Origin of the sequence: Streptomyces hiroshimensis (genome assembly GCF_014650335.1) — a bacterium.
Taxonomy (GTDB): Bacteria; Actinomycetota; Actinomycetes; order Streptomycetales; family Streptomycetaceae; genus Streptomyces; species Streptomyces hiroshimensis.
This window is the reverse complement of record NZ_BMUT01000005.1, coordinates 313,744-336,677: the sequence shown is the minus strand read 5'-3', so window position 1 is coordinate 336,677 and position 22,934 is coordinate 313,744. Positions and strand designations below refer to the sequence as shown.

24 protein-coding genes are annotated in these 22,934 nt (G+C 71.1%); 14 read left to right on the top strand and 10 right to left on the bottom strand.

Annotation, left to right across the window (positions count from 1 at the left end; all coding sequences use genetic code 11):
• Window positions 1-96: 96 nt before the first annotated feature.
• On the bottom strand, window positions 97-537 hold the full coding sequence (mce, locus tag IE241_RS14470; protein WP_190022115.1) for a methylmalonyl-CoA epimerase: 441 nt from the start codon (window positions 535-537) through the stop codon (window positions 97-99).
• Between the two features lie 243 nt (window positions 538-780).
• On the opposite strand from mce, the gene IE241_RS14465 reads away from it, so the two are divergent.
• Both IE241_RS14465 and meaB read left to right on the top strand, forming a co-directional pair.
• The gene (locus tag IE241_RS14465; protein WP_190022214.1) at window positions 781-1,956 is read left to right on the top strand and encodes an acetyl-CoA C-acetyltransferase; all 1,176 of its coding nucleotides are present in this window, start codon (window positions 781-783) and stop codon (window positions 1,954-1,956) included.
• Window positions 1,957-1,994: 38 nt separating this feature from the next.
• Window positions 1,995-2,951 carry a methylmalonyl Co-A mutase-associated GTPase MeaB gene (gene meaB, locus IE241_RS14460; RefSeq protein WP_190022114.1) on the top strand — a complete coding sequence of 319 codons (957 nt, stop codon included), beginning with the start codon at window positions 1,995-1,997 and terminating at the stop codon, window positions 2,949-2,951.
• A gap of 131 nt (window positions 2,952-3,082) precedes the next feature.
• Here meaB and IE241_RS14455 read toward each other — a convergent pair whose 3' ends face one another.
• Complete coding sequence (locus IE241_RS14455; protein ID WP_190022113.1) at window positions 3,083-3,574, bottom strand: RICIN domain-containing protein; 492 nt, start codon at window positions 3,572-3,574, stop codon at window positions 3,083-3,085.
• A gap of 469 nt (window positions 3,575-4,043) precedes the next feature.
• Between IE241_RS14455 and IE241_RS14450 the strand changes: the two genes are divergently transcribed.
• On the top strand, window positions 4,044-6,005 hold the full coding sequence (locus IE241_RS14450) for a transglycosylase domain-containing protein (RefSeq protein ID WP_190022112.1): 1,962 nt from the start codon (window positions 4,044-4,046) through the stop codon (window positions 6,003-6,005).
• Between the two features lie 52 nt (window positions 6,006-6,057).
• On the opposite strand, the gene IE241_RS14445 is transcribed toward IE241_RS14450, so the two are convergent.
• The 4 genes from IE241_RS14445 to IE241_RS14430 all read right to left on the bottom strand — a co-directional run bounded on the left by IE241_RS14445 (window position 6,058) and on the right by IE241_RS14430 (window position 8,717).
• Window positions 6,058-6,534: a MarR family winged helix-turn-helix transcriptional regulator gene (locus IE241_RS14445; protein WP_190022213.1), complete on the bottom strand. Its 477-nt coding sequence runs from the start codon at window positions 6,532-6,534 to the stop codon at window positions 6,058-6,060.
• A gap of 124 nt (window positions 6,535-6,658) precedes the next feature.
• Complete coding sequence (locus tag IE241_RS14440) at window positions 6,659-7,432, bottom strand: AIM24 family protein (RefSeq protein ID WP_229899234.1); 774 nt, start codon at window positions 7,430-7,432, stop codon at window positions 6,659-6,661.
• Window positions 7,429-8,079 carry an AIM24 family protein gene (locus IE241_RS14435; protein WP_190022111.1) on the bottom strand — a complete coding sequence of 217 codons (651 nt, stop codon included), beginning with the start codon at window positions 8,077-8,079 and terminating at the stop codon, window positions 7,429-7,431. Before IE241_RS14435 ends, IE241_RS14440 begins: the two co-directional genes overlap by 4 nt.
• Window positions 8,079-8,717, bottom strand: coding sequence for an AIM24 family protein (locus tag IE241_RS14430; protein ID WP_190022110.1), 639 nt, complete (start codon window positions 8,715-8,717; stop codon window positions 8,079-8,081). Before IE241_RS14430 ends, IE241_RS14435 begins: the two co-directional genes overlap by 1 nt.
• 173 nt (window positions 8,718-8,890) lie before the next feature.
• On the opposite strand from IE241_RS14430, the gene IE241_RS14425 reads away from it, so the two are divergent.
• Window positions 8,891-9,244, top strand: coding sequence for a DUF3817 domain-containing protein (locus tag IE241_RS14425; protein ID WP_190022109.1), 354 nt, complete (start codon window positions 8,891-8,893; stop codon window positions 9,242-9,244).
• Window positions 9,241-9,537 (top strand): MTH1187 family thiamine-binding protein, encoded by a 297-nt coding sequence (locus IE241_RS14420; RefSeq protein WP_190022108.1) that lies wholly within the window; start codon window positions 9,241-9,243, stop codon window positions 9,535-9,537. The genes IE241_RS14425 and IE241_RS14420 overlap by 4 nt, the downstream gene beginning before the upstream one ends.
• Window positions 9,538-9,630: 93 nt before the next feature.
• On the opposite strand, the gene IE241_RS14415 is transcribed toward IE241_RS14420, so the two are convergent.
• Window positions 9,631-10,620, bottom strand: coding sequence for an ArsR/SmtB family transcription factor (locus tag IE241_RS14415; RefSeq protein WP_190022107.1), 990 nt, complete (start codon window positions 10,618-10,620; stop codon window positions 9,631-9,633).
• A gap of 97 nt (window positions 10,621-10,717) precedes the next feature.
• Between IE241_RS14415 and IE241_RS14410 the strand changes: the two genes are divergently transcribed.
• From IE241_RS14410 to icmA, 5 genes are all read left to right on the top strand, one after another.
• On the top strand, window positions 10,718-11,935 hold the full coding sequence (locus IE241_RS14410) for an MFS transporter (protein ID WP_190022106.1): 1,218 nt from the start codon (window positions 10,718-10,720) through the stop codon (window positions 11,933-11,935).
• A 31-nt stretch (window positions 11,936-11,966) separates the two neighbouring features.
• Entirely contained in the window at window positions 11,967-12,344 is a 378-nt protein-coding gene (locus tag IE241_RS14405; RefSeq protein WP_190022105.1) for a hypothetical protein, read from the top strand.
• A gap of 43 nt (window positions 12,345-12,387) precedes the next feature.
• Window positions 12,388-12,903, top strand: coding sequence for a MarR family winged helix-turn-helix transcriptional regulator (locus IE241_RS14400; protein ID WP_190022104.1), 516 nt, complete (start codon window positions 12,388-12,390; stop codon window positions 12,901-12,903).
• Window positions 12,904-12,978: 75 nt separating this feature from the next.
• Window positions 12,979-13,308, top strand: a complete 330-nt coding sequence (locus IE241_RS14395) for a DUF3817 domain-containing protein (protein ID WP_190022103.1) — start codon at window positions 12,979-12,981, stop codon at window positions 13,306-13,308.
• A 182-nt stretch (window positions 13,309-13,490) separates the two neighbouring features.
• On the top strand, window positions 13,491-15,191 hold the full coding sequence (gene icmA, locus IE241_RS14390; protein WP_190022102.1) for a coenzyme B12-dependent isobutyryl-CoA mutase large subunit: 1,701 nt from the start codon (window positions 13,491-13,493) through the stop codon (window positions 15,189-15,191).
• A gap of 64 nt (window positions 15,192-15,255) precedes the next feature.
• On the opposite strand, the gene IE241_RS14385 is transcribed toward icmA, so the two are convergent.
• Window positions 15,256-15,888, bottom strand: a complete 633-nt coding sequence (locus tag IE241_RS14385; protein WP_190022101.1) for a TetR/AcrR family transcriptional regulator — start codon at window positions 15,886-15,888, stop codon at window positions 15,256-15,258.
• A 181-nt stretch (window positions 15,889-16,069) separates the two neighbouring features.
• On the opposite strand from IE241_RS14385, the gene IE241_RS14380 reads away from it, so the two are divergent.
• From IE241_RS14380 to IE241_RS14365, 4 genes are all read left to right on the top strand, one after another.
• Window positions 16,070-17,038, top strand: coding sequence for a tetratricopeptide repeat protein (locus IE241_RS14380; protein WP_190022100.1), 969 nt, complete (start codon window positions 16,070-16,072; stop codon window positions 17,036-17,038).
• 556 nt (window positions 17,039-17,594) lie between these two features.
• Window positions 17,595-18,236: a DUF6230 family protein gene (locus tag IE241_RS14375; RefSeq protein WP_190022099.1), complete on the top strand. Its 642-nt coding sequence runs from the start codon at window positions 17,595-17,597 to the stop codon at window positions 18,234-18,236.
• A 102-nt stretch (window positions 18,237-18,338) separates the two neighbouring features.
• A complete protein-coding gene (locus tag IE241_RS14370; RefSeq protein WP_190022098.1) occupies window positions 18,339-18,812 on the top strand; it encodes a DUF6114 domain-containing protein in 474 nt (157 codons plus the stop codon).
• Window positions 18,802-20,085, top strand: coding sequence for a hypothetical protein (locus IE241_RS14365; protein ID WP_190022097.1), 1,284 nt, complete (start codon window positions 18,802-18,804; stop codon window positions 20,083-20,085). The genes IE241_RS14370 and IE241_RS14365 overlap by 11 nt, the downstream gene beginning before the upstream one ends.
• A 78-nt stretch (window positions 20,086-20,163) precedes the next feature.
• Here IE241_RS14365 and pyk read toward each other — a convergent pair whose 3' ends face one another.
• Together pyk and IE241_RS14355 are read right to left on the bottom strand one after the other, a co-directional pair.
• Window positions 20,164-21,591: a pyruvate kinase gene (pyk, locus tag IE241_RS14360; RefSeq protein WP_190022096.1), complete on the bottom strand. Its 1,428-nt coding sequence runs from the start codon at window positions 21,589-21,591 to the stop codon at window positions 20,164-20,166.
• Between the two features lie 72 nt (window positions 21,592-21,663).
• Window positions 21,664-22,875 carry an acetate kinase gene (locus IE241_RS14355; protein WP_190022095.1) on the bottom strand — a complete coding sequence of 404 codons (1,212 nt, stop codon included), beginning with the start codon at window positions 22,873-22,875 and terminating at the stop codon, window positions 21,664-21,666.
• Window positions 22,876-22,934 lie beyond the last annotated feature (59 nt).

The window sequence follows — 22,934 nt, the reverse complement described above, 5'->3', positions numbered from 1 at the left end:
AAGAAATGGTGTCAGATCATCGGTACAGCCCGGTCCGGTGCCCCCACCCCAGAACCCCGGCCGAACCCGCACTCTACCGGCCGGGGGAGGTGAGGGTCAGTGCTCCCGGTCCGCCGGGGGCGCCGAGGTGACCAGTTCCGTCAGCACGCCGTGGCAGTCCTTGGGGTGCAGGAAGGTGATCCGCGAGCCCATCGAACCGATCCGCGGCTCGTCGTAGAGCACCCGCACGCCCTTGTCCCGGATGCCCTCGGAGTCCCCGTCCACGTCCGCCGTGCCGAACGCGATGTGGTGAACGCCCTCGCCGTTCTTCGCCAGCCACTTGCCCACCGCGGAGTCCTCCCGCGTGGGCTCCAGCAGCTGCAGGTAGGAGGCCCCGCCGTCGGAGGTCTCATTGATTTTGAGCATGGCCTCGCGAACGCCCTGCTCCTCGTTGACCTCGGTGTGGAACACCTCGAAGCCGTACGTGGCACGGTAGAACTCGACAGTCCGGTCGAGGTCGAAGCAGGCGATCCCGATGTGGTCGATACGCGTCAGCATGGCACCAGTGCACCGCCGCACGGCTTGGTCACGCAACGTGTACGCAACGTGCTTGCGATCACACCCGCTGCCCGGTGACCCCGCGGGTACCGCTCAGTACATTGACGGAAACCACCGTGCTGCACTCCCCGGGGGGCAACCCCCGGACCCCCGGCCGGAAGCGCCGGATGCCCCGTCGACCATCCACCACCCGAAAGGGCCGCTGCCATGACTGGTACGAACGGCAAAGCCGGCACCACTTCCGTGATCGTCGCGGGCGCCCGCACGCCCATGGGCAAGCTGCTCGGCTCCCTGCGCAGCTTCTCCGCGGCCGAGCTGGGCGGCTTCGCCATCAAGGCCGCGCTCGACCGGGCCGGCATCGGCGGCGACCAGGTGCAGTACGTGATCATGGGGCAGGTGCTGCAGGCCGGCGCCGGGCAGATCCCGGCCCGCCAGGCGGCCGTCAAGGGCGGCATCCCCATGTCCGTCCCCGCCCTCACCATCAACAAGGTCTGCCTCTCCGGCCTCGACGCCATCGCGCTGGCCGACCAGCTCATCCGCGCGGGCGAGTTCGACATCGTGGTGGCCGGCGGCCAGGAGTCCATGACCAACGCCCCGCACCTGCTGCCCAAGTCCCGCGAGGGCTACAAGTACGGCGCCATCGAGATGCTCGACTCGATGGACCACGACGGCCTCACCGACTCCTTCGAGTCCATCGCCATGGGCGCCTCCACCGAGAACCACAACACCCGCCTCGGCATCGGCCGCGCCGCCCAGGACGAGATCGGCGCCCGCTCCCACCAGCGCGCCGCCGCCGCCCAGAAGAACGGCATCTTCGAGGCCGAGATCACCCCCGTCGAGGTCCCGCAGCGCAAGGGCGACCCGGTGGTCTTCGCCCACGACGAGGGCGTCCGCGGCGACACCACCACCGAGGTCCTCGGCAGGCTGCGCCCGTCCTTCAGCAAGGACGGCACGATCACCGCCGGCACCTCCTCGCAGATCTCCGACGGCGCCGCCGCCGTCGTCGTCATGAGCAAGGCCAAGGCCGAGGAGCTGGGCCTCGAGTGGATCGCCGAGATCGGCTCCCACGGCAACGTCGCAGGTCCCGACAACTCCCTGCACTCCCAGCCCTCCAACGCCATCCAGCACGCGCTGCGCCGCGAGGGCCTGACGGTCGAGGACCTCGATCTCATCGAGATCAACGAGGCGTTCGCCGCCGTCCTCGTGCAGTCAATCAAGGACCTCGGCGTATCCCCGGAAAAGGTGAACGTCAACGGCGGTGCCATCGCGCTCGGCCACCCGATCGGCATGTCCGGCGCCCGCACCGTCCTCCACCTCGCGCTGGAGCTCAAGCGGCGCGGCGGCGGCGTCGGCGCGGCGGCCCTGTGCGGCGGCGGCGGCCAGGGCGACGCCCTGATCATCCGCGTCCCCGGCAAGTGATTTCACGCCTCCCGAGGATTACCGGAACGGAGCACTGAATGGTGGACGTCCCCGCACTGGTGGAGCAGGCCCGCGAAGGCCGGCCGCGCGCCGTGGCCCGGCTGATCTCGCTGGTGGAGGGGGCGTCCCCGCAACTGCGCGACGTCATGGCCGCCCTGGCCCCGCTGACCGGCGGCGCGTACGTCGTGGGCCTCACGGGCTCGCCGGGCGTCGGCAAGTCGACGTCCACGTCGGCGCTGGTCAGCGCGTACCGCCGGATGGGCAAGCGGGTCGGGGTGCTGGCCGTCGACCCGTCCTCGCCCTTCTCGGGCGGCGCCCTGCTCGGCGACCGCGTCCGGATGTCGGACCACGCCTCCGACCCGGGGGTGTACATCCGTTCCATGGCCACGCGCGGCCATCTGGGCGGCCTGGCCTGGGCCGCCCCGCAGGCCATCCGCGTCCTGGACGCGGCCGGGTGCGACGTGATCCTCGTCGAGACGGTCGGTGTCGGCCAGTCCGAGGTGGAGATCGCCTCCCAGGCGGATACGAGCGTGGTGCTGCTGGCCCCCGGCATGGGTGACGGCATCCAGGCCGCGAAGGCGGGCATCCTGGAGATCGGCGACGTCTACGTCGTCAACAAGGCCGACCGCGACGGCGCCGACGCCACGGCCCGCGAGCTCAACCACATGCTGGGCCTGGGCGAGTCCAGGAGCCCGGGCGACTGGCGGCCCCCGATCGTCAAGACCGTGGCCGCGCGCGGCGAGGGCACGGACGAGCTGGTCGAGGCGCTGGAGAAGCACCGGGCCTGGATGGAGGAGCGGGGTGTCCTCGCGGACCGCCGCACGTCCCGGGCCGCCCGCGAGGTCGAGACCATCGCCGTCACGGCCCTGCGCGAACGCATCGCCGACCTCCACGGCGACCGCCGGCTCGGCGCCCTGGCCGAGCGCATCGTGGCGGGCACGCTGGACCCGTACGCCGCGGCCGACGAGCTGGTCGCGGGGCTCACCGAGAGCTGAAAGCGGGCGGGAACGCAGGAATGAGCCCGGCGTATCAGCACGCCGGGCTCACTCATGCGGGTTGCGGGGCAGCGGTAATGCGCCGAATTCTCTTGCCTCGGGCCGGTGAACGAATTACCCGGCCTTATAAGCTACTTGACGTACAGGCCCCACTGCTGGGCGGCCCTGCCCGTTCCCTTGGCCTGGAGATAGACCGGCTGGTCCATGCCGTGCGCCTGGAGGACGTCCCCCTTGAACTTCAGGCTTTCTATCGTGGTGGTGTCCGCGGTGGTGTCCAGGGTCCAGCGCTGGGCCAGGTTCCCCGAGTTGCAGGGGCTCTGCGTCACCTTCTGGCCGCGGCTCGTGGCGGAGAGGCACTTGCCGAAGTGGCGGCCTCTGATCGTGTAGGAGCCGTCGTGCAGCTGGGTGAGGTCCCACACCTGCCAGCTGTGGCGGGAGTCCCGCGTCCACACGTCGACGCCGGCGTACTCGTCGAGGTTGGTGTCGTCGCTGTAGACCTGGATGGACTTGGTCACGGTCGCGGGGGCCGGGGCGGCCGTGGCCGGGGTCCCGGTCAGTGCGACGGTACCCGCGAGGAGGCCCGCCGCGGCGGTGCCGAGTGCGATCTTCCTGGTTTTCGGCATGCCGAATTCCTTTCCTACGGGATTCTCGGCTGGGGCCCCGGAAAACGCCCGAGGCCTTCGCCCTGCCGCCCGGAAATCTAGGAGCTCCCGCCACGGGCGAACCAGAGGGTTTCGGGTCAGCGCACGGTCCCGGGAAGTCGTGCTTTCAACTCCCTGCATTCCCGCGGGTGGCAGGCCACCGGCAAGTGCGCAAAAGCGGCCGGTCGGCGGTTGGCAACAACTCCTCGTACGCCGCGGGCGGCGCTCGCAGCGACACCGCAGGCCGGGCGCCGAGGGAAGCGGAACGCGCCATGGCGGAAATCCCCGGCGCCGCAGGAAGCCCGTTCCGCTTCCGGACAGCCGGGCCGCCGGGGCGGCGCCGGCCCGGCGGCGTGTTTGCAGTGGTGGGCCGCGTGGCTCAATAGCCGTGCGCCCCCCGGGGGGGCTGTCATGGAACGCTCACATGGATCGCTGAACCGGATCTTGGTCGATGATCGTCTTCGTTGACGTCCCCGTTTCCGTCGAGAGCGATCAGCCCTTGAGTAAGAACCGGCACAAGCTGCGTCCCCGCCGCCGCAGGACAGAGGAACCGGAAGCCCGCAAGCGCTTCATCGACTACCCCCGTCAGGGCAGACGGGGCGTGCGCCGCTGGCTGCCGTCGTGGCGGCTGACGGGCGGCACCTTCCTGCTCGGCCTCGGCGGCGTGGCCGGGCTGTTCGCGTGCGTCTACGCGAGCGTCGACATCCCCGACGAGAACGCCGCGGCCCGCCAGGAGGCCAACACCTACTACTGGTCGGACGGTTCACGGCTGGCGAGCGTCGGCGAGGTCAACCGCACCATCGTCCGGCTGTCCGACGTGCCGGAGTCCACGCAGAACGCGGTGATAGCGGCCGAGAACGAGAGTTTCTACCGTGACCGCGGGGTGTCGTTCAAGGGCCTCCTGCGGGCCTTCGCCAGCACGGCGGGGGGCGAGGAGACCCAGGGCGGCTCCACGATCACCCAGCAGTACGTGAAGAACACCTACCTCTCGCAGGAGCAGACCGCCACCCGCAAGGTCAAGGAGTTCGTCATCTCGCTGAAGGTGGACCGCACGAAGAGCAAGCAGGAGGTCCTGCAGGGTTACCTCAACACCAGCTGGTTCGGGCGCGGGGCGTACGGGATCGAGGCCGCCGCCCAGGCGTACTACGGCATCCCGGCGAAGAAGCTCGATCCGAGCCAGGGCGCCATGCTCGCCGCCCTGCTGAAGGGCGCGGAGCTCTACGACCCGGCGGTGAGCAGGAGCAACCACGAGCGGGCCGAGGACCGCTGGAAGTGGATCCTGGACCGGGAGGTGAAGACCGGGCGCATGTCCCAGGCGGAGCGGGACACGTACCGCTCCTTCCCCGAGCCCCGCAAGCAGTCGATGTCCGCGGGGCTCGGCGGCCAGGCCGGCTATCTCGTCGATGTCGCCAACAAGGACATCAGGCAGCGGGCCATGCTCACCGACCAGGATCTGGCCCACGGCGGCTACAGGATCCACACCACCTTCGACAAGAGCCGCATGCAGCAGCTGAAGAAGGCGGTCGACGGCGTCCTCGGCAAGGGCATCGACCCCAAGAAGCGGCCGGAATCCGATACGGACGTCGAGGCGGGGGCCGCCTCCGTGCGGCCCTCGGACGGCGCCGTCCTCGCGCTCTACGGCGGGCCCGACGCCACGAAGCACTTCGCCAACAACGCCGACACGTCGGGCGTTCCGGCGGGATCCGCCTTCAAGCCCTTCGTCCTCGCCGCCGCGCTGCAGAACGGCGTGGACCCCGGCAGCTACTACGACGACAGCGGCAGGCTCCGGCCGGCGCAGGACTCGGGCCGCGACTCCGGCCCCGACGGGAACCACCCCACCCTCCGCCAGGCCCTGACGGCGGGCGGCAACGCGACCTATATGCGGCTGGGCCAGGAGGTGGGACTGAAGAAGGTGCGGGACACGGCCGTCCGGGCGGGCCTGCTCAAGAGCAGCATGGCCGAGCTGGAACAGGCCTTCCCCGTCGGCACGTCCACGCCGAGCGCGATCCGGATGGCGGCGGCGTACGGGACCTTCGCCAACCAGGGCCTGCAGAACGACCCTTACTCCGTCACCAAGGTCATCAAGGACGGCGCGTCGGTGGGCGGTTTCGAAAGCCGGGCGAAGGCGCGGCAGGCGCTGGACAAGGACGTGGCGGAGGAGGTGGCGCGCGCCCTCCGCGACCCGGACGGGGGCTCGTGGTCGGCGGGGCGCACCGGTGACCAGGACCGGCTGAAGTCGGCCTGGTTCACCGGCTGGAGCGGGAATCTGTCCACGGCCGTCACGGTGTTCCGTACGAAGCCGGAGGGCGGCCCGCTCCTGCCGGTGTCGGACCTGGGCGGCGAGGAGGGGCAGCGGGGCAACGCCTTCCCGGCCCGGATCTGGGCGGACTACATGGGCACGGCCCGCCCCTGATCCCTCGGGTGCGGCCGCGCTCCCTCAGGAGCGGTCCCTCAGGCGCGCTCCCTCAGGCGCGGCCGCGCAGGGAGCGCAGGTGCTGGGCGACCGGGGCCAGGGAGGCGTGCAGGGCCTTGAGGTCCGCCTCGCCGAGCAGGTCGATGAAGTGCTCGCGCACGGAGGCGACATGGTGCGGCGCGACCTGCCGCATCGTGTCCCAGCCGTGCTCCGTCAGGACGGCGTACAGGCCCCGGCGGTCCGACTCGCAGTTCTCGCGCCGGACCAGGCCCGCGTTCTCCATGCGGGTGATCTGGTGCGAGAGGCGGCTCTTGGACTGCAGGGTCGCGGTCGCGAGGTCGCTCATCCGCATGCGGTGGTCCTCGGACTCCGAGAGGTTGACCAGGATCTCGTAGTCGTTGTTGGTGAGGCCGAACGGCTGCAGATCCCGTTCGAGCTGGTGCATCAGCAGGCGGCTGACGTCCAGGTGGGCGCGCCAGGCGCGCTGTTCCTCTTCGCTGAGCCAGCGGGTGCCGTTCTCGGTGTCCATAGACATAGAGGAATTCTACCTAAGAAAGTTGAAAGGTTAACCAATTGTGGTGCGGGGCGCCAGGCAGGCGCCGGCCGCGGAGCGTGAGGTCACACGTTCGACGTCACACTCCGCAGAGTACCGCTCACAGCCCGAAGCGGCGCTGGAGGTCTCCGAGCTGGCCGGGCATCCGGGGGGTGGTTGGCTGATTCGGCGGGCTTGCGTGGGGGACCCCCTCCTGCTGGGGCGTCTCACCGGTGGGGATCCCGGCCATCAGCTGCTCCGTGGACTGCAGCAGCACCGTACCGGCGCCGACGAACTCGAACTGGTGCTCCTCGCCCGAGGTGCCGCCCAGGCCCGTGAAGGCACGCACGCCGCCGAGCACCCCCCGCAGGTACTGGTGGTCGTAGTGGTGGCAGGGCGAGGGGCAGTCGGCCCAGCCGACGAGGGCCTGCGGGTCCACCCGGACGGGTGGCTCCACGAAGACGACGGGCCCGTTGGAGGCGGCCACGAACTTGCCCGTGCCGATGAGCGTGAGAAAGCCGGGGACGATCGACTGCTTCAGCGAGAGCGACGGCTGGAAGGCGAGCAGATTGCCCGACCGCACCGTCAGATTGCCGTCCTCCAGGTCGTAGGAGTTGACGTCGAAGCTGCGGTCGGCGAGCAGCATCTTGCCCTTGCCCTCGGCGACCACCCAGTCCGCGGCGTGCAGCGGGGAGTGGAAGCTGTGGGCGATGAGGCGGTCGAGGCGGCCGTGGCCGATGCCGTGGAAGTCGATGCGCCCGTAATAGGCGATCATCTTGCCCTTCTGCAGGAACCACTGACCGTCGAGGTCCACGCTGAAGGCGTACGGGTTGACGTTGTCGTCGGCCGGGAGGGTGTGCGCGTCGAAGACGACCGGCCCGCCTGCACTGCTCACAGCTTCTCCTCCGATGCCTGTACGTAGACCGTGCCCTCGCCGGACAGCTCCAGCTGGAACGCCTCCCCGGAGCCGCGCCCCACCATCTCGCGCCAGCCGAGGGCGGTGGAGAGCTTGCTGCGGACGTCGCCGCGGTGGGCGACATAGGCCTGCGGGTCGACGTGGACGGGCCGCTGGGAGCGGATCGGCAGCTCGATGACGCCGCCGTGCGCCATCACGGCGACCGCGCCGTGGCCCTTGAGGGTCGTGGTGAACAGGCCCTGGCCGGTGACCTGGCCGCGGACCATGCCCATGACGCCGCCCTGCGAACCCATGAACATCGTGCCCTGCTGCAGGCTGCCGTCGAAGGCGAGGAGGCGGTCGGCCTCGACGTAGAGGGTCTCGCCCGACAGCTCGATCACATGGACGTGGTGGCCGCCGTGGCCGAACATCACCGTGCCGCTGCCCTCCACCGTCATCAGCGGGGTGGCCTCATTGGCGATGCGGCGGCCGATCATGCCCATCACGCCGCCCTGGCCGCCGGTGATGCTGGGGGTGAAGGAGACGTCGCCCTTGTAGGCGAGCATGGCGCCGCGCTGACTGAAGAGGCGCTGGCCGGGGACGATCTGCGCCTCGACCATGCGGGAGTTCAAAGTCCGGAACGGCATCACACGTCACCTCCGAAGGTCGTGCGCTCGCTCGGCTGGACGTACACCAGGCCCTCGCCCTCGAAGCGGATCTGGAACGCCTCGCCGGAGCCCTCGCCGATGAACGTGCGGAAGTTGACGCCGGACTGGAAGTGCTGCTTGAGCTTGCCGGTGTGCGCTATGTACGCACCGGGGTCGACCTGCAGGGGGGTGGACGGGGTCACGCGCAGCACGACGGCCGTGCCGTCGGACATGATCGCCGCCTGGCCCGTGCCCTCGACGGTCGTGGTGAACAGGCCGTTGCCCTGGGAGGCGCCGCGCAGACCGGTGAAGGTGGTGCCGGTGCGCAGGCCCGCGTCGGCCGCGAGGAGGTTGCTCGCCTCGACGTGGAGCGTCTCGCCGCGCAGGGAGACGAGGTTGATCTCCGTCGCCCGGTCGGCGAAATAGCAGGTGCCGTGTCCTTTCACCTCCATCACTTCCATCTGCTCGCCGGTGAGCCGGCGAGTGACCATGCCGCGCAGGCCGTCCCCGCCGCCGGTCATTTTCTTGAACGTCATATCGCCCTCGTACGCGACCATCGACCCGTTCTTGGCCTTGACCGCGTCTCCCGTCAGGTCGACGGCGAGGACTTTGCTCCCCTGGAGCCGAAACTGTGCCACGGGACGACGCTAGCGGGCGCACTCGCCGGTCCGACAGGCCCTTGGTCCCGGAATGACCCCGGATCCGTGCATCCGGGACGAGGCTGCAACAATGGACGAGCTTGTGAATGCCATCACAAGCAGTAGTCGTCCCGCCACTGCCCAGCCACTGACTCACGAAGGTGCGTACCCCCGTGGACATCAAGACCGCCTCCGCCCTGCGCCGGCTCCGCCTGGTCTCCGCCCCGGAGGCCGTTTCCTTCCTGCTGCTGATCGTCTGCTCCGTGCTCAAGCGCACGACGGACTTCAACGCCGTACCGGTGATGGGCGCCGTCCACGGCATCCTCTTCGTCATCTACGTCCTCTTCTGGCTGGACGCCTGGAACAAGACCAAGTGGCCCCTGAAGACCGCGGCCCTCTACTTCGTCCTCTCCGTCCTGCCGACGGGCGGCTTCTTCGCCGACCGCATGCTGCGCCGCGAGGCCGAGGCGAGCCTGATCGCCGCCCGCGCCCGCAAGGAGAGCGCCCAGAGGACGGCCAGCGCATGATCGTCGCGTTTTCGGTGTCGCCGCTGGGCGTCGGCGAGGACGTCGGCGAGTACGTGGCGGATGCGGTGCGCGTGGTGCGCGAGTCGGGTCTGCCGAACCGCACGGACGCGATGTTCACCTCGATCGAGGGCGAGTGGGACGAGGTCATGGACGTCGTCAAACGAGCCGTCGCCGCGGTCGAGGCCCGCGCGGGCCGGGTGTCCCTCGTCCTGAAGGCGGACATCCGCCCGGGCGTGACGAACGGCCTGACGTCGAAGGTGGAAACGGTCGAGCGGTACCTCTCGGAGGGCTGACCGCGGCCGACGGCCGACTGCGGCCGGCGGAAACGGCCTGGTCCGGGGAGCACGCGCGTGCTCCCCGGACCAGGCCGTTCGGCGTTGTGGGGCTCATTCGCCGGCACCGCCGCCCGCCAGGGCCATCCCCAGCGGCGTGCGCTCGTAGAGGACCTGGTGGCTGTGGCGGCGGGAGGTCAGGAGGCCTGCTGCGCGGAGGATCGAGAGGTGGGCGGAGACCGAGGACAGGGCCAGGCCGTGGCGGGCGGCCAGGGCCGTCGTGGAGGCCGGTTCCGTCAGAGAGGCCAGGAGGGCCGCGCGGTTGGGGCCCAGGAGGCGGGCGAGCGAGTCCGCGGCCCGCGCGTCCTGCTCCGCCCACAGGCCGCCTATGCCGCGCGCCGGGTAGACCACCGTCGCCTGCCAGGGCGATGCGAAGCCGCCGATCACGTCGGGCCAGGCGAACACGCTCGGCACGAGCATCAGGCCGCGCCCGCCCAGCGACCGGGAGTGGTCGTTGCGGTGCCTGACCGTCAGCGTGTCGTCGGCCCACACCAGCGACGGGTGGAGGCCGGCGAAGAGCCGCTCCAGGCCGCCGTCCGCCAGGCGGCGCGCGTGGAACGCCACGTCCGCCTCCAGCAGCGCGCGCAGCCGCGGCCACTCCGGCACCAGCAGCTGGTGCCAGGCGCGTTCGAGGAGCGCCGTCAGGTCCCGGATCGCGCCCTCCGGGTCGGCCAGGATCGCCCGGCCCGCCGGCGAGCCGACCGCCCCCGGGGTACAGGCCAGTGACCGTGCGAACTCGTCCCGGGCCACCCCCGGGTCCGTGGCGCGGACACGCGCCAGTTCGTCCTCGAAGGACTCCAGTGGGCCCTCGGGCGGTGGGCAGAGGAAGTCCGGGTGGTGGCCGCCGCCCGGCATCAGCAGCGACAGCGCCGTCAGGTCGAGGGTGGCCGCCGCCTCCCGCGCGCGCCGCAGCCACGGCAGGTGGTAGCCGTGCCGTTCCGGGCGGAGCAGCGTGTAGAGGCACTGGTGGGTCTCCCACAGCGGGGAGATCCCGAACCGGCAGCGCAGCAGGTCGTCGGGTGCGAAGTGCATGTGCAGCGGCATGCCGGCCACCCTTTCCGCCGCCGCGTCCGGCGCCCACTGCTTCGTCTGCAGCCGAAAGAGTACGGTCGGTGGCGCACGCCTGCGCAGGCTTCTGCGCATGACTTCCGCAGCCGAGTCCATATCCGGCGGCCCCGCCGGCTACCGCGCCGCTCTCGCCGTGCGCGAGTTCCGCGCCGTGTTCGCAGCGCACCTGCTCTCGCTCCTCGGGCTCGTGACCGGGGAGATCGCCCTGTCCGTGCTCGTCTACCGGACGACCGGGTCGCCGCTGCTCGGCGCACTGGCCTTCGCGCTCGGGTTCCTGCCGTACCTCCTCGGCGGGACCCTGCTCGCCGGGGTCGCCGACCGCTACCCCGCCCGGCGCGTGCTCGTCCTCTGCAACCTGCTGTGCGCGGCGAGCGCGGTGGTGACGGCGCTGCCGGGCGCGCCGGTGGGCGTGCTGCTGGCGATGCGGTGTTTCAGCGCCCTGATCGGGCCCGTTCTGGCGGGTACGAGATCGGCCACGCTCGGCGACGTCCTCGGCGAAGGCGATCTGTTCGTCCTCGGGCGGTCCCTGATCCGCATCGTCACCCAGGGCGCGCAGGTCGCGGGCTTCGCGGCGGGTGGGCTGCTGCTGACCGCCGTCCCTCCGCGCACCGCCCTCCTCTCCACGGTGGCCGGTTTCCTCGCCTCCGCACTGCTCCTGCGCTTCGGGACGCAGCGGCGTCCGGGGAGGGCGTCCGGGGGAGCGGCCGTGCTCCGGGCCTCGCTCTCCGGCGCCCGGCAGCTCCTCGCCGACCGCCGTATCCGCGCCCTGCTCCTGCTCTCCTGGCTGCCGCCGTTCTTCCTCGTCGCGCCGGAGTCCCTCGCCGCGCCCTACGCCGACGAGATAGGCGCCGGCACGGTAGGGGTGGGGCTGCTGATGTGCGGGATGCCGGTGGGGACGATCGTCGGCGAGGTGCTGGCCGGGTCGCTGCTGGGCCCGCGCGGTCGTGAGCGCCTTACGCTGCCGGCGGCGGCCGTGCTCCTGCTGCCGTTCCTGCTCTACGCGCTGAGGCCCTCCCTCGGCTGGGCGCTGTGCGCCGTGGCCCTGGCCGGTCTGGGCGCGGCGTACACGCTCGGACTCGACCAGTGGTTCGTCGCCGCGGTGCCCGAGGAGCTGCGCGGGCGGGCGATGACCCTGCAGACGGCGGGGACGATGACGGTCCAGGGCCTGGGCATGGCGCTGGCCGGGGCGGCGGCCGAGTACGCGCCCGTGCACTGGGTCGTGGTGGGGGCCGGAGCGGTGGGCACCCTGGTGGTGGGGGGTGTCGTGCGGGTTGTCGTAGGCTCGGCATGATCCACGATCCAGGTCGACAGGGGGAGTTGTCATGCTCGACGTATTCACCGGCGGGAGCAGCAAGAAGTCCGGCGCCGACTTCGAGGTCGTCGTGCTGCGCGACACGCAGGCGGCCGCCGCGGCCATACGCGAGGCGCTGGCCGGTGCCAGTGCCGAGGAGCGGCCCGGGCTGGAGCGGGCGGCCGCGCTGATCGCCGAGCACGCGGCCCGCCCGGAGCGCGAAGTGCGGGCCGAGTGGGTGCGCGGCATCCTCGCCGAGGCGGGTGTCGACGCGCGTAGTCAGGAGCTGCACGCCATCAAGGCGCTGCGCAAGGCCGAGCGCGGGCTGAGCCTCGCGACGGCGGTGCGGCTGGTGCGCGAGGCCGCGGCGGTGACGAAGACGGCGGCGAAGGAGCCGTCCGGGATCTGAGATACCCCCGACCGGGATATGACCGAACTGTAGGCTCGTGACCGTGCCCAAGCCGCTCAGCCTCCCCTTCGACCCCATCGCCCGAGCCGATGAGCTCTGGAAGCAGCGGTGGGGTTCCGTGCCGTCGATGGCCGCGATCACCTCGATCATGCGCGCCCATCAGATCCTGCTGGGCCAGGTCGACGCGGTCGTCAAGCCGTACGGGCTGACGTTCGCGCGCTACGAGGCGCTGGTGCTGCTCACGTTCAGCAAGGCCGGCGAGCTGCCGATGTCGAAGATCGGCGAGCGGTTGATGGTGCACCCGACGTCGGTGACCAACACTGTCGACCGGCTGGTGGCGTCCGGGCTCGTCGCCAAGCGGCCGAACCCCAAGGACGGGCGCGGCACGCTTGCGTCGATCACCGAGAAGGGGCGCGAGGTGGTGGACGCCGCCACGCGCGATCTGATGGCGATGGACTTCGGCCTCGGGGTGTACGGGGCGGAGGAGTGCGGCGAGCTCTTCGACAAGCTGCGGCCGCTGCGGGTGGCCGCGGGTGATTTCGCCGAGCCCAGCGAATAGGGCCGGCGAACAGGGTCGGCGCCGCCGGGCGGGGCGGCGAAGATCGCCCCGGAACGGGCGGTTACGCTCGATGCCATGAAGAAGAGCGTCCTGACCCGATACCGCGTGATGGCCTACGCCACCGCCGTGATGCTGCTGGTCCTCTGCGCCAGCATGGTCCTCAAGTACGGCTTCGACACAGGCGCGAACGCGACGCTGGTGATCTCCCAGATCCACGGCGTCCTCTTCATCGTCTACCTCGTCTTCGCCTTCGACCTCGGCTCCAAGGCGCGCTGGAAGTTCGGCAAGCTCCTGTGGGTGCTCGTCTCCGGCACCATCCCGACGGCCGCGTTCTTCGTCGAGCGCCAGGTCGTCCGCGAGATCGAGCCGCTGATCACGGAGGCCCCGGTCCGGGCCACCGCCTGACGGCGCCCCCGCCCGGCCCCGGGCTCCCGCCCGGCCCCCGTCGCCCCGCGACACCCCGCCCCGGACACCCCTTGTGTTCGGGGCACTCTTGCGCGACGATTTACTAGGACGTCCTAGTAAATTGCCCGCCGGGCCAGCGCCGGACCGCAGCGGGCAGGACGCGGAGAGGTGGACGACAGCACATGGATGCAGCAGCCATCGAGGCCGGCCGCGGCCGCTGGCAGGAGCGTTTCGACGCGGCCCGCAAGCGGGACGCCGACTTCACCACCCTCTCCGGTGACGAGGTCGCCCCCGTCTACGGCCCCCGCCCCGGCGATGCCTACGAGGGCTTCGAGCGCATCGGCTGGCCGGGGGAGTACCCCTTCACCCGCGGTCTGTACGCCACCGGCTACCGCGGCCGCACCTGGACCATCCGCCAGTTCGCCGGCTTCGGCAACGCCGAGCAGACCAACGAGCGCTACAAGATGATCCTCGCCAACGGCGGCGGCGGACTCTCGGTGGCCTTCGACATGCCCACCCTCATGGGCCGCGACTCCGACGACCCCCGCTCGCTCGGCGAGGTCGGCCACTGCGGCGTCGCCATCGACTCCGCCGCCGACATGGAGGTCCTCTTCAAGGACATCCCCCTCGGCGACGTGACGACGTCGATGACCATCAGCGGGCCCGCCGTCCCCGTCTTCTGTATGTACCTCGTAGCCGCCGAGCGGCAGGGCGTCGACCCCGCCGTGCTCAACGGCACGCTCCAGACCGACATCTTCAAGGAGTACATCGCGCAGAAGGAGTGGCTCTTCCCGCCCGAGCCCCACCTGCGCCTCATCGGCGACCTCATGGAGCACTGCGCCCGCACCATTCCCGCCTACAAGCCCCTGTCCGTCTCCGGCTACCACATCCGCGAGGCCGGGGCCACGGCGGCGCAGGAGCTCGCCTACACCCTGGCCGACGGCTTCGGGTACGTGGAGCTGGGCCTCAGCCGCGGGCTCGACGTCGACACCTTCGCCCCCGGCCTGTCCTTCTTCTTCGACGCCCACGTCGACTTCTTCGAGGAGATCGCCAAGTTCCGCGCGGCCCGCCGCATCTGGGCCCGCTGGATGAAGGAGGTCTACGGCGCGAAGTCCGAGAAGGCGCAGTGGCTGCGCTTCCACACCCAGACCGCGGGCGTCTCCCTCACCGCCCAGCAGCCGTACAACAACGTCGTGCGCACGGCCGTGGAGGCCCTCGCCGCCGTCCTGGGCGGCACCAACTCCCTGCACACCAACGCCCTCGACGAGACCCTCGCCCTCCCCAGCGAGCAGGCCGCCGAGATCGCCCTGCGCACCCAGCAGGTGCTCATGGAGGAGACCGGCGTCGCCAACGTCGCCGACCCGCTCGGCGGCTCCTGGTACGTCGAGCAGCTCACCGACCGGATCGAGGCCGACGCCGAGAAGATCTTCGAGCAGATCAAGGAGCGGGGCCTGCGGGCGCACCCCGACGGGCGGCACCCCGTCGGGCCCGTCACCTCCGGCATCCTGCGCGGCATCGAGGACGGCTGGTTCACCGGCGAGATCGCCGAGAGCGCCTTCCGCTACCAGCAGGCCCTGGAGAAGGGCGACAAGCGCGTCGTCGGCGTCAACTGCCACCACGGCTCGGTGACGGGCGACCTGGAGATCCTGCGCGTCAGCCACGAGGTGGAGCGGGAGCAGGTGCGGGTGCTCGGCGGGCGCAAGGCCGGCCGGGACGACGCCCGCGTACGGGCCTCCCTGGAGGCCATGCTGGCCGCCGCGCGGGACGGCTCGAACATGATCGGGCCGATGCTGGAGGCGGTGCGGGCGGAAGCGACGCTGGGAGAGATCTGCGACGTCCTGCGGGAGGAGTGGGGGGTTTACGTGGAGCCGGCGGGGTTCTGAGGGGGATTTTGCCCCGGACCCACCCTTTCACCGTTTCCTGGGGCTCTGCCCCAGACCCCGGTCCTCAATCGCCGGACGGCTGTGTGGAAGTGAGGCCACCCACCAGCAGCGTGGTGAAGCCGCGTGCCCATTCCCGGTCCACCGGTTCCGCGCTGACCAGCGTGCGGTGCACGACCGCGCCGGCGATCACGTCGAAGATCAGGTCGGCCGTGCGGGCCGCGGCCGACGGGTCCTCCTCGCGGGGAAGTTCCCCGCGTGCCTGGGCGCGCTCCCGCCCCAGGAGGACCAGGCGCTTCTGGCGGTCCACGATCGCGTCCCGGATCCGTTCGCGCAGAGCATCGTCCCGCGTGGACTCGGCGACCACCGCCATCAAGGCCGTCTTCGTCTCCGGCCGCTCCAGCAGCGCGGCGAACCGCAGCACCACGCCCTCGACGTCGGCCTGCAGGCTGCCGAGGTCCGGCAGGTCCAGGTGCTCGTCGAAGAGCGCGGCGACGGCGTCCACGACGAGCTCGTTCTTGTTCGCCCAGCGCCGGTAGAGCGTGGTCTTCGCCACGCCCGCGCGGGCGGCCACGTCGCCCATCGTCAGCTTCCCCCAGCCCAGCTCGACCAGCGCGGCGCGCGTCGCGTCGAGGATCGCGCGGTCGGCCTCGGGGCTGCGCGGGCGGCCGGTGCGGCGCGCGGGGGAGGGGGCACTCATGGCACCGGACCCTACCGTCGAGTAGGCCCGGGGGCAGGGGGGCTTGCGGAGGGGGCGGGGGGTGCAGTTACGCTACGGCTCGTAGCGTAAGAGCGACAACCACGGACGCCGGGTGGGGACCCGGTGTCGCACGCCACCGCTATTTTTCCGGTTCACCGGGTGGAGGGGGGAGGATAGGCCCATGCAGCCACGGAACATGTCCATGAGTGGAGTGGTCGACCTCGCCGCGGTGAAGGCGGCCGGGGAAGCCAAGCAGAAGGCGGAGCAGGCGCGCGCCGAGGCCGCCCGCACGGGCACGCCGCCCGCCGCCGCAGGCCGCCTCGTCTTCGACGTCGACGAGGCCGGCTTCGAGACCCAGGTCCTGCAGCGCTCCGCCGAGGTGCCCGTCGTCATCGACTTCTGGGCCGACTGGTGCGAGCCGTGCAAGCAGCTCGGCCCGCTGCTGGAGCGGCTGGCGGCCGAGTACGCGGGCCGTTTCGTGCTCGCCAAGGTCGACGTCGAGGCCAATCAGCTGCTCTTCCAGCAGTTCGGCGTGCAGTCGATCCCCGCGGTGTTCGCGGTGGTGGCCGGCCAGGCCCTGCCGCTGTTCCAGGGCGCCGCGCCCGAGGCGCAGATCCGTCAGGTGCTCGACCAGCTGGTGCAGGTGGCCGAGCAGCGCTTCGGCATCGTGGGCGCGCCGGTCGCCGCGGAGGCCGCCGAGGAGGGCGCGCCGGAGCCTCAGCAGCCCGTCGGTCCGTACGACGGCGTGCTGAGCCTCGCCCACGAGGCGCTGGACAAGGGCGACCTGGGCGGTGCCGTCCAGGCTTACAAGAACGTGCTGGCCGAGGATCCGGCCCACCCCGAGGCGAAGCTGGGTCTCGCGCAGGCCGAGCTGCTCCAGCGCGTCCAGGGCGTCGACCCCCAGGCGGTCCGCAAGGCCGCCGCGGACGCCCCCGGCGATGTGCAGGCGCAGATCGCCGCTGCCGATCTCGACCTGGTCGGCGGCCATGTCCAGGATGCTTTCGGCCGTCTGATCGATACGGTCAAGCGCACCGCGGGCGAGGACCGCAATGCGGCCCGGGTGCGGCTGCTGGAGCTCTTCGAGGTGATCGGGGCGGACGACCCGCGGGTGGGTGCCGCGCGGACCGCTCTCTCTCGCGCGCTGTTCTGACACAAACGAAACAGCGGCACCGCTTTACCAAAACTTGGTAAACGCGGCCTCCGTTACTGCGAGTAAGGAAAGCCCGGGCATTCGCCCGGGTTTTTCTGTTACCTCCACTTCTCTCCGGGCACGGTGCGGCGACCTCGTCCCGCCCGTCGATGCGCACCGGACGCCCCGCGGTTATCGGCTCGTTACTCGCTAGTAATGAACCTCTTGTGCGGCAGCCGTGAATGCACCACGATCGGCCAAGCTCGGTCCGTTCCCCTACCCGGCGGCCAGTCGGTGTCGGGGGACGGGTCCCCACCGGGCGGACCGGCCCCGCACGGGCCGGTTCAGGGACAGGGGGGTCCCTGCCGCACTCCGGCAGGGCCTGTCCCCCGCGGTTGCGCGAAGGCGTGGCCAAGTGGTTGTCGCTCGGGGGTGATCGCCGGTGTTCCCGGAGGCGCTTCGCGTCGCCGGACGGCGGCGCTCTTCTTCCCGAGGACGTAGCACGTCTCCCATCCCCGGGCGCGGCTCGCGACGCGAGGCCCGCGCCGGAGATGTACGTCCGAGAAGGAGGCAAGTCATGGAGTCCCAGACTCGTGGTGGGACCAGATGGCGGCGGTTCGCCGTCGTCATGGTGCCCAGCGTCGCGGCGACGGCCGCGATCGGTGTCGCCGTCGCGCAGGGCGCGCTGGCGGCGTCGTTCAGTGTGTCGGGCCAGCAGTTCCAGGTGACCGCCGGGAAGCTGCACGGCACGGGGTTCGTCCAGTACGGCGCCATGGACCAGACGAAGGCGGGCGCCAAGCCCGTCGCGGTGGTCGGCATCGACACGGCGGAGATCAACAACCTCTGCCAGGCGGTCACCATCCCCATCCCCGTCATCGGCAAAGAGGTGACGATGAAGCTGGAGGCCGGCGGCGACAAGCAGGTCACGGCGAAGGGGCTGTACATCGACGCCGAGGACATGAAGGCGAACGCCACCTTCAGGAACGTCGACATCGGCGTGTCCGTGGACAACACCACCAAGGGGCCGGGCCCTGCGGGCGCGGGCAAGAACGGCGAGGGCGCGCACGTGGCCGGCTCGTTCGCCCAGCAGGCGGACGAGGTCTGGTTCGACAGCGTCGACCAGAAGGCGTGGGCGACCTCGGCGGGAACGTTCACCCTCCCCGGCCTGCACATGGGCGTCAGCTGGGGCAAGTCCGAGTGCAAGGTGCCCCAGGGTTGACACGCTGAACGGGCGGGTGCGGGACGGGACATGCACGCTCCCGTGCCCGTACCGCGTCCGCTCCGTACCGAAGAAGATGCCCGTCCCTAGGAGCTGTACGACATGAGCGTCGACACGCGACCCCAGCAGATCAGTTCATTCGGCCGCGCCCGCCGTTCGTTCCGGGAGTGGCGGTGGCGGCGCCCGTTCTGGGGCGGGCTGTGGACCCTGCTGTCCGGGATCCCGATCATGTACATCCCTTACCAGACCATGACGCTGGGCGACCTGCACATCCGCATGGCCACCACGGCGGGCGCCGGCTCGCTGATCATAGGGGTGCTGCTGGTCGTGCTGGGCCTGACGCTCTGGTTCCAGCAGCAGTCCCGGATCTTCGCAGGCGTCGCGGCCATCCTGCTCGCGCTGGTCTCCCTGGTCGTCTCCAACTTCGGCGCGTTCCTCATCGGTTTCCTGCTCGCCCTCGTCGGCGGCGCCCTCGGTGTGTCCTGGGCGCCCGGCCGGCCGGTCGCCGCCGCCGCGGAGCCGCCGGCCGCCGTATCGCTCAGCAAGGAGCGGGACGGAGGCGACCGTGACGAGTGAGGGGCCGCGCCACGCCGCGCCGAGAAAGCCGCTGCTCGCCCGGCTGCACATGCCGGCGGGCAAAGCCGTCGCCCTCGCGGCCATGCCGAGCGCGGTCCTGATGGGCATGGGGCTCACGCCCACGCTGGCCGCCGCCAAGCCCGCGCCCAAGAAGCTGTTCGACGGTGCGTGCGCCACGGCGCCGGACACGGTGACCGAGGGGGAGACCCCGGACGCGGGCGAGTCGGCCGGACCGAGCGCCAAGCCGAGCAGCAAGCCGAGTGCCGGCCCCGGCGCCGGTCCGAGCGCCGCGCCCGGTGCGCAGGCGTCCGCGCCGGCCGGAGAGCAGAAGAAGCCGGAGAAGCCGGCGGCTCCGGGGAAGGCCACGTCTCCGAAGCCCGCCGCGCCCTCCGGCCCGGCATCCCCGGCAGCCCCGTCCCCTTCCGCTTCTCCTTCCCCCTCCGCGTCGAAGGCCGCCAACCCCCTCGACCCCCTGGGCCTCGGGGACAAGCTGCACGACATCCTGACCGGCGGCGCGAAGCCGGCTCCGCCGGCGGCTTCCCCGGCTTCCCCCGGCCCGGCGTCCTCGGCGCCCGCCCCCAAGCCCTCGGCGGAGCCCGGCAAGACCCGGAACGACCCGGCGGAGAAGCCCTCCGGGAAGGACGGGGAGAAGAAGGACGGCGCCAAGGCCGGGGACGAGGACAAGGACGACGACGCCCCGTCCGCCGGGCCGTCCGCGTCGCCGAGCCCGGACCCCTCCGGCTCCGCCTCTCCCTCGGCCTCCCCCGGGCCCGGCGACGGCGAGCTGCCGCCCTGCCCCAAGGGCGCGGTCGTGGACGAGAACGAGCACCACGCCTTCCCCAACCAGCCCTGGTACCTGGAGGCGAGCAAGCTCACCCTCACCGGGCTGACCTACGAGGGCGTCAAGAAGATCACCATGGTGAACGGGCAGAAGAAGGACGTCCTGAAGTTCACCGCCGACTCGCTGGCGATCAAGGACCTGCACCAGATCGTCAACAACCAGGGCAAGCAGTACCACGTGGCCGGCATCGGCACGGAGTCCACCATCACCGGCGGCAAGGTCACCATGTACACCGAGGAGCTCAAGGGCAACCTCCTCGGGCTCATCCCGGCGACCCACTCGCCGGGCATTCCGCCGCCGCTGATCCCCGGGCTGAAGCTGCCGATCCCGGTCTTCTACACCAACGTCAAGATCCGTCAGGCCGGGCAGTTCGGCGGCACGCTGCACATCCCGAACCTGCACCAGTACACGACCGACGGCACGTACCCGTAGAGCGAGCGTGTGCAGACACGGCTGTGGCCGCCGCCCCCGCGAGGGGACGGCGGCCACAGCCGCAGGGAAGGGGGGAACCTAGCGGTTCTCGCCGCCCAGGTGGTGCACCCGCACCATGTTCGTCGTGCCGGGGACGCCGGGCGGGGAGCCCGCCGTGATGATCATGGTGTCGCCGTCGTTGTAGCGCTTGAGCTTCAGCAGCTCGGCGTCGACGAGGTCGACCATGGCGTCCGTGTTCTCCACGTGCGGGACGACGAAGGTCTCGACGCCCCAGCTCAGCGTGAGCTGGTTGCAGGTGGAGGCCTCCGTGGTGAAGGCCAGGATCGGCTGGGCCGCGCGGTAGCGGGACAGGCGGCGGGCGGTGTCACCGGACTTGGTGAAGGCCACCAGCGACTTGGCGCCGAGGAAGTCGGCGATCTCGCAGGCCGCGCGGGCGACCGAGCCGCCCTGGGTGCGCGGCTTCTTGCCCGGGACCAGCGGCTGCAGGCCCTTGGAGAGGAGCTCCTCCTCGGCCGCCTCGACGATGCGGGACATCGTCTTGACGGTCTCGATCGGGTAGGCGCCCACGCTGGACTCGGCGGAGAGCATGACCGCGTCGGCGCCGTCGAGGATGGCGTTGGCGACGTCGGAGGCCTCGGCGCGGGTCGGCCGCGAGTTGGTGATCATCGACTCCATCATCTGGGTCGCGACGATCACCGGCTTGGCGTTGCGGCGGCACATCTCCACGAGGCGCTTCTGCACCATCGGGACCTTCTCCAGCGGGTACTCCACCGCGAGGTCGCCACGGGCCACCATCACGCCGTCGAACGCCGCGACGACGCCCTCCATGTTGGCGACGGCCTGCGGCTTCTCGACCTTGGCGATGACCGGGACCCGGCGGCCGACCTCGTCCATGACGCGGTGGACGTCGAGGACGTCCTTGGCGTCGCGGACGAAGGACAGCGCGACCATGTCGCAGCCCATGGCGAGGGCGAACTTCAGGTCCTCGACGTCCTTCTCGGACAGCGCCGGGACGTTCACCGCCGCACCGGGCAGGTTGATGCCCTTGTGGTCGGAGATGACGCCGCCCTCGATCACGATGGTCCGCACGCGCGGGCCCTCGACCTCGGTGACCCGCAGCTCGACGTTGCCGTCGTTGATGAGGACCTGGTCGCCCTTGGAGACGTCGCCCGGCAGGCCCTTGTAGGTCGTGCCGCAGATGCTGCGGTCGCCCGGGACGTCCTCGGTCGTGATGGTGAACTCGTCGCCGCGCACCAGCTCCACCGGGCCGTCCGCGAAGGTCTCCAGACGGATCTTCGGGCCCTGGAGGTCGGCGAGGACGCCGACCGCGCGGCCGGTCTCCGAAGCGGCCTTACGGAGGCGGTGGTACCGCTCCTCGTGCTCCGCGTGGGTCCCGTGGCTCATGTTGAAGCGGGCCACGTTCATGCCGGCGTCGATCAGCGTCTTCAGCTGGTCGAAGGAGTCGACGGCGGGGCCCAGGGTGCAGACGATTTTGGAACGGCGCATGAGGCGGATCCTATCGGTTTGTTTCGGAGCGGAATATTCGAGCTGTGGGAACGACCGAGTAACGGCCGACGATCAAGCGCTGACCAGGTCGTACGTCTGGGTGGCGATCTCCAGCTCCTCGTCGGTGGGCACGACGGCGACCGCGACCCGGGCGGATCCGGGGGAGATCAGGCGCGGCTCGCCGGAGCGGACGGCGTTGAGCTCGGCGTCCACGGCCAGGCCCAGCTGCTCCAGGCCCGCCACGGCCGCCTCGCGCACGGGCGCCGCGTTCTCGCCGACGCCGGCGGTGAAGGCCACGGCGTCGACCTTGCCCAGGACCGCGTAGTAGGCGCCGATGTACTTCTTCAGCCGGTGCACGTAGATGTCGAAGGCGAGCGCCGCCCGCTCGTCGCCCTCGTCGATGCGGCGCCGGATCTCGCGCATGTCGTTGTCGCCGCACAGGCCGATCAGGCCGCTCTTCTTGTTGAGCAGCGCGTCGATCTCGTCGGTGGACATCCCGGCGTTGCGGGACAGGTGAAGGATGACCGCCGGGTCCAGGTCACCCGAACGGGTGCCCATGACCAGGCCCTCCAGCGGGGTCAGGCCCATGGAGGTGTCGACGCACACGCCGCCGCGGACCGCGGAGGCCGAGGCGCCGTTGCCCAGGTGCAGCACGATGACGTTGACCTCGGAGGGGTCCTTGCCCAGCAGCTTGGCGGTCTCGCGCGAGACGTAGGCGTGCGAGGTGCCGTGGAAGCCGTAGCGGCGCACCATGTGGGCGTCGGCCGTGGCCACGTCGATGGCGTAGCGGGCGGCGGCCTCCGGCATCGTGGTGTGGAAGGCGGTGTCGAAGACGGCGACCTGCGGCAGGTCGGGACGGAGCGCCTGCGCGGTGCGGATGCCGGTGATGTTGGCCGGGTTGTGCAGCGGGGCGACCGGCACGAGGCGCTCTATCTCCGCCAGCACCTCGTCGGTGATCACGGTGGGCGCGGTGAACTTCTGGCCGCCGTGCACCACCCGGTGGCCGATCGCGGCGAGCTCCGGCGAGTCCAGGCCCAGCCCGTCCGCGGCCAGCTCCGCGGCGACCGCCTGCAGCGCGGCCTCGTGGTCGGCGATCGGCGCCTCCGTCTCGCGCTTGCCGCCGCCCGTGGCGAGCGGGGTGTGCGCGAGGCGGGAGGTCTCCTCGCCGATGCGCTCGACCAGGCCCACGGCCAGCCGGGCGCCGTCGGCCATGTCGAGCAGCTGGTACTTGACCGAGGAGGAGCCGGAGTTGAGGACGAGGACTCGGGTGGGGTTGGCAGTCATGAACGCTTTCCGGGTTGTGGGGGTCTCGACGTCGGGGTGGGGGGGGCGGTGGGCCGGCC

Excerpts from the sequence above, each read along its gene's own strand:
- IE241_RS14380 (WP_190022100.1), top strand. The coding sequence starts at position 16,070 with ATGCAGCCACGGAACATGTCCATGAGTGGAGTGGTCGACCTCGCCGCG.
- IE241_RS14370 (WP_190022098.1), top strand. The coding sequence starts at position 18,339 with ATGAGCGTCGACACGCGACCCCAGCAGATCAGTTCATTCGGCCGCGCC.
- pyk (WP_190022096.1), bottom strand. The coding sequence starts at position 21,591 with ATGCGCCGTTCCAAAATCGTCTGCACCCTGGGCCCCGCCGTCGACTCC.
- IE241_RS14375 (WP_190022099.1), top strand. The coding sequence starts at position 17,595 with ATGGAGTCCCAGACTCGTGGTGGGACCAGATGGCGGCGGTTCGCCGTC.
- mce (WP_190022115.1), bottom strand. The coding sequence starts at position 537 with ATGCTGACGCGTATCGACCACATCGGGATCGCCTGCTTCGACCTCGAC.
- IE241_RS14455 (WP_190022113.1), bottom strand. The coding sequence starts at position 3,574 with ATGCCGAAAACCAGGAAGATCGCACTCGGCACCGCCGCGGCGGGCCTC.
- IE241_RS14420 (WP_190022108.1), top strand. The coding sequence starts at position 9,241 with ATGATCGTCGCGTTTTCGGTGTCGCCGCTGGGCGTCGGCGAGGACGTC.
- IE241_RS14385 (WP_190022101.1), bottom strand. The coding sequence starts at position 15,888 with ATGAGTGCCCCCTCCCCCGCGCGCCGCACCGGCCGCCCGCGCAGCCCC.
- IE241_RS14395 (WP_190022103.1), top strand. The coding sequence starts at position 12,979 with ATGAAGAAGAGCGTCCTGACCCGATACCGCGTGATGGCCTACGCCACC.
- IE241_RS14355 (WP_190022095.1), bottom strand. The coding sequence starts at position 22,875 with ATGACTGCCAACCCCACCCGAGTCCTCGTCCTCAACTCCGGCTCCTCC.
- meaB (WP_190022114.1), top strand. The coding sequence starts at position 1,995 with ATGGTGGACGTCCCCGCACTGGTGGAGCAGGCCCGCGAAGGCCGGCCG.
- IE241_RS14450 (WP_190022112.1), top strand. The coding sequence starts at position 4,044 with ATGATCGTCTTCGTTGACGTCCCCGTTTCCGTCGAGAGCGATCAGCCC.
- icmA (WP_190022102.1), top strand. The coding sequence starts at position 13,491 with ATGGATGCAGCAGCCATCGAGGCCGGCCGCGGCCGCTGGCAGGAGCGT.
- IE241_RS14445 (WP_190022213.1), bottom strand. The coding sequence starts at position 6,534 with ATGGACACCGAGAACGGCACCCGCTGGCTCAGCGAAGAGGAACAGCGC.
- IE241_RS14405 (WP_190022105.1), top strand. The coding sequence starts at position 11,967 with ATGCTCGACGTATTCACCGGCGGGAGCAGCAAGAAGTCCGGCGCCGAC.
- IE241_RS14410 (WP_190022106.1), top strand. The coding sequence starts at position 10,718 with ATGACTTCCGCAGCCGAGTCCATATCCGGCGGCCCCGCCGGCTACCGC.
- IE241_RS14435 (WP_190022111.1), bottom strand. The coding sequence starts at position 8,079 with ATGCCGTTCCGGACTTTGAACTCCCGCATGGTCGAGGCGCAGATCGTC.
- IE241_RS14415 (WP_190022107.1), bottom strand. The coding sequence starts at position 10,620 with ATGCCGCTGCACATGCACTTCGCACCCGACGACCTGCTGCGCTGCCGG.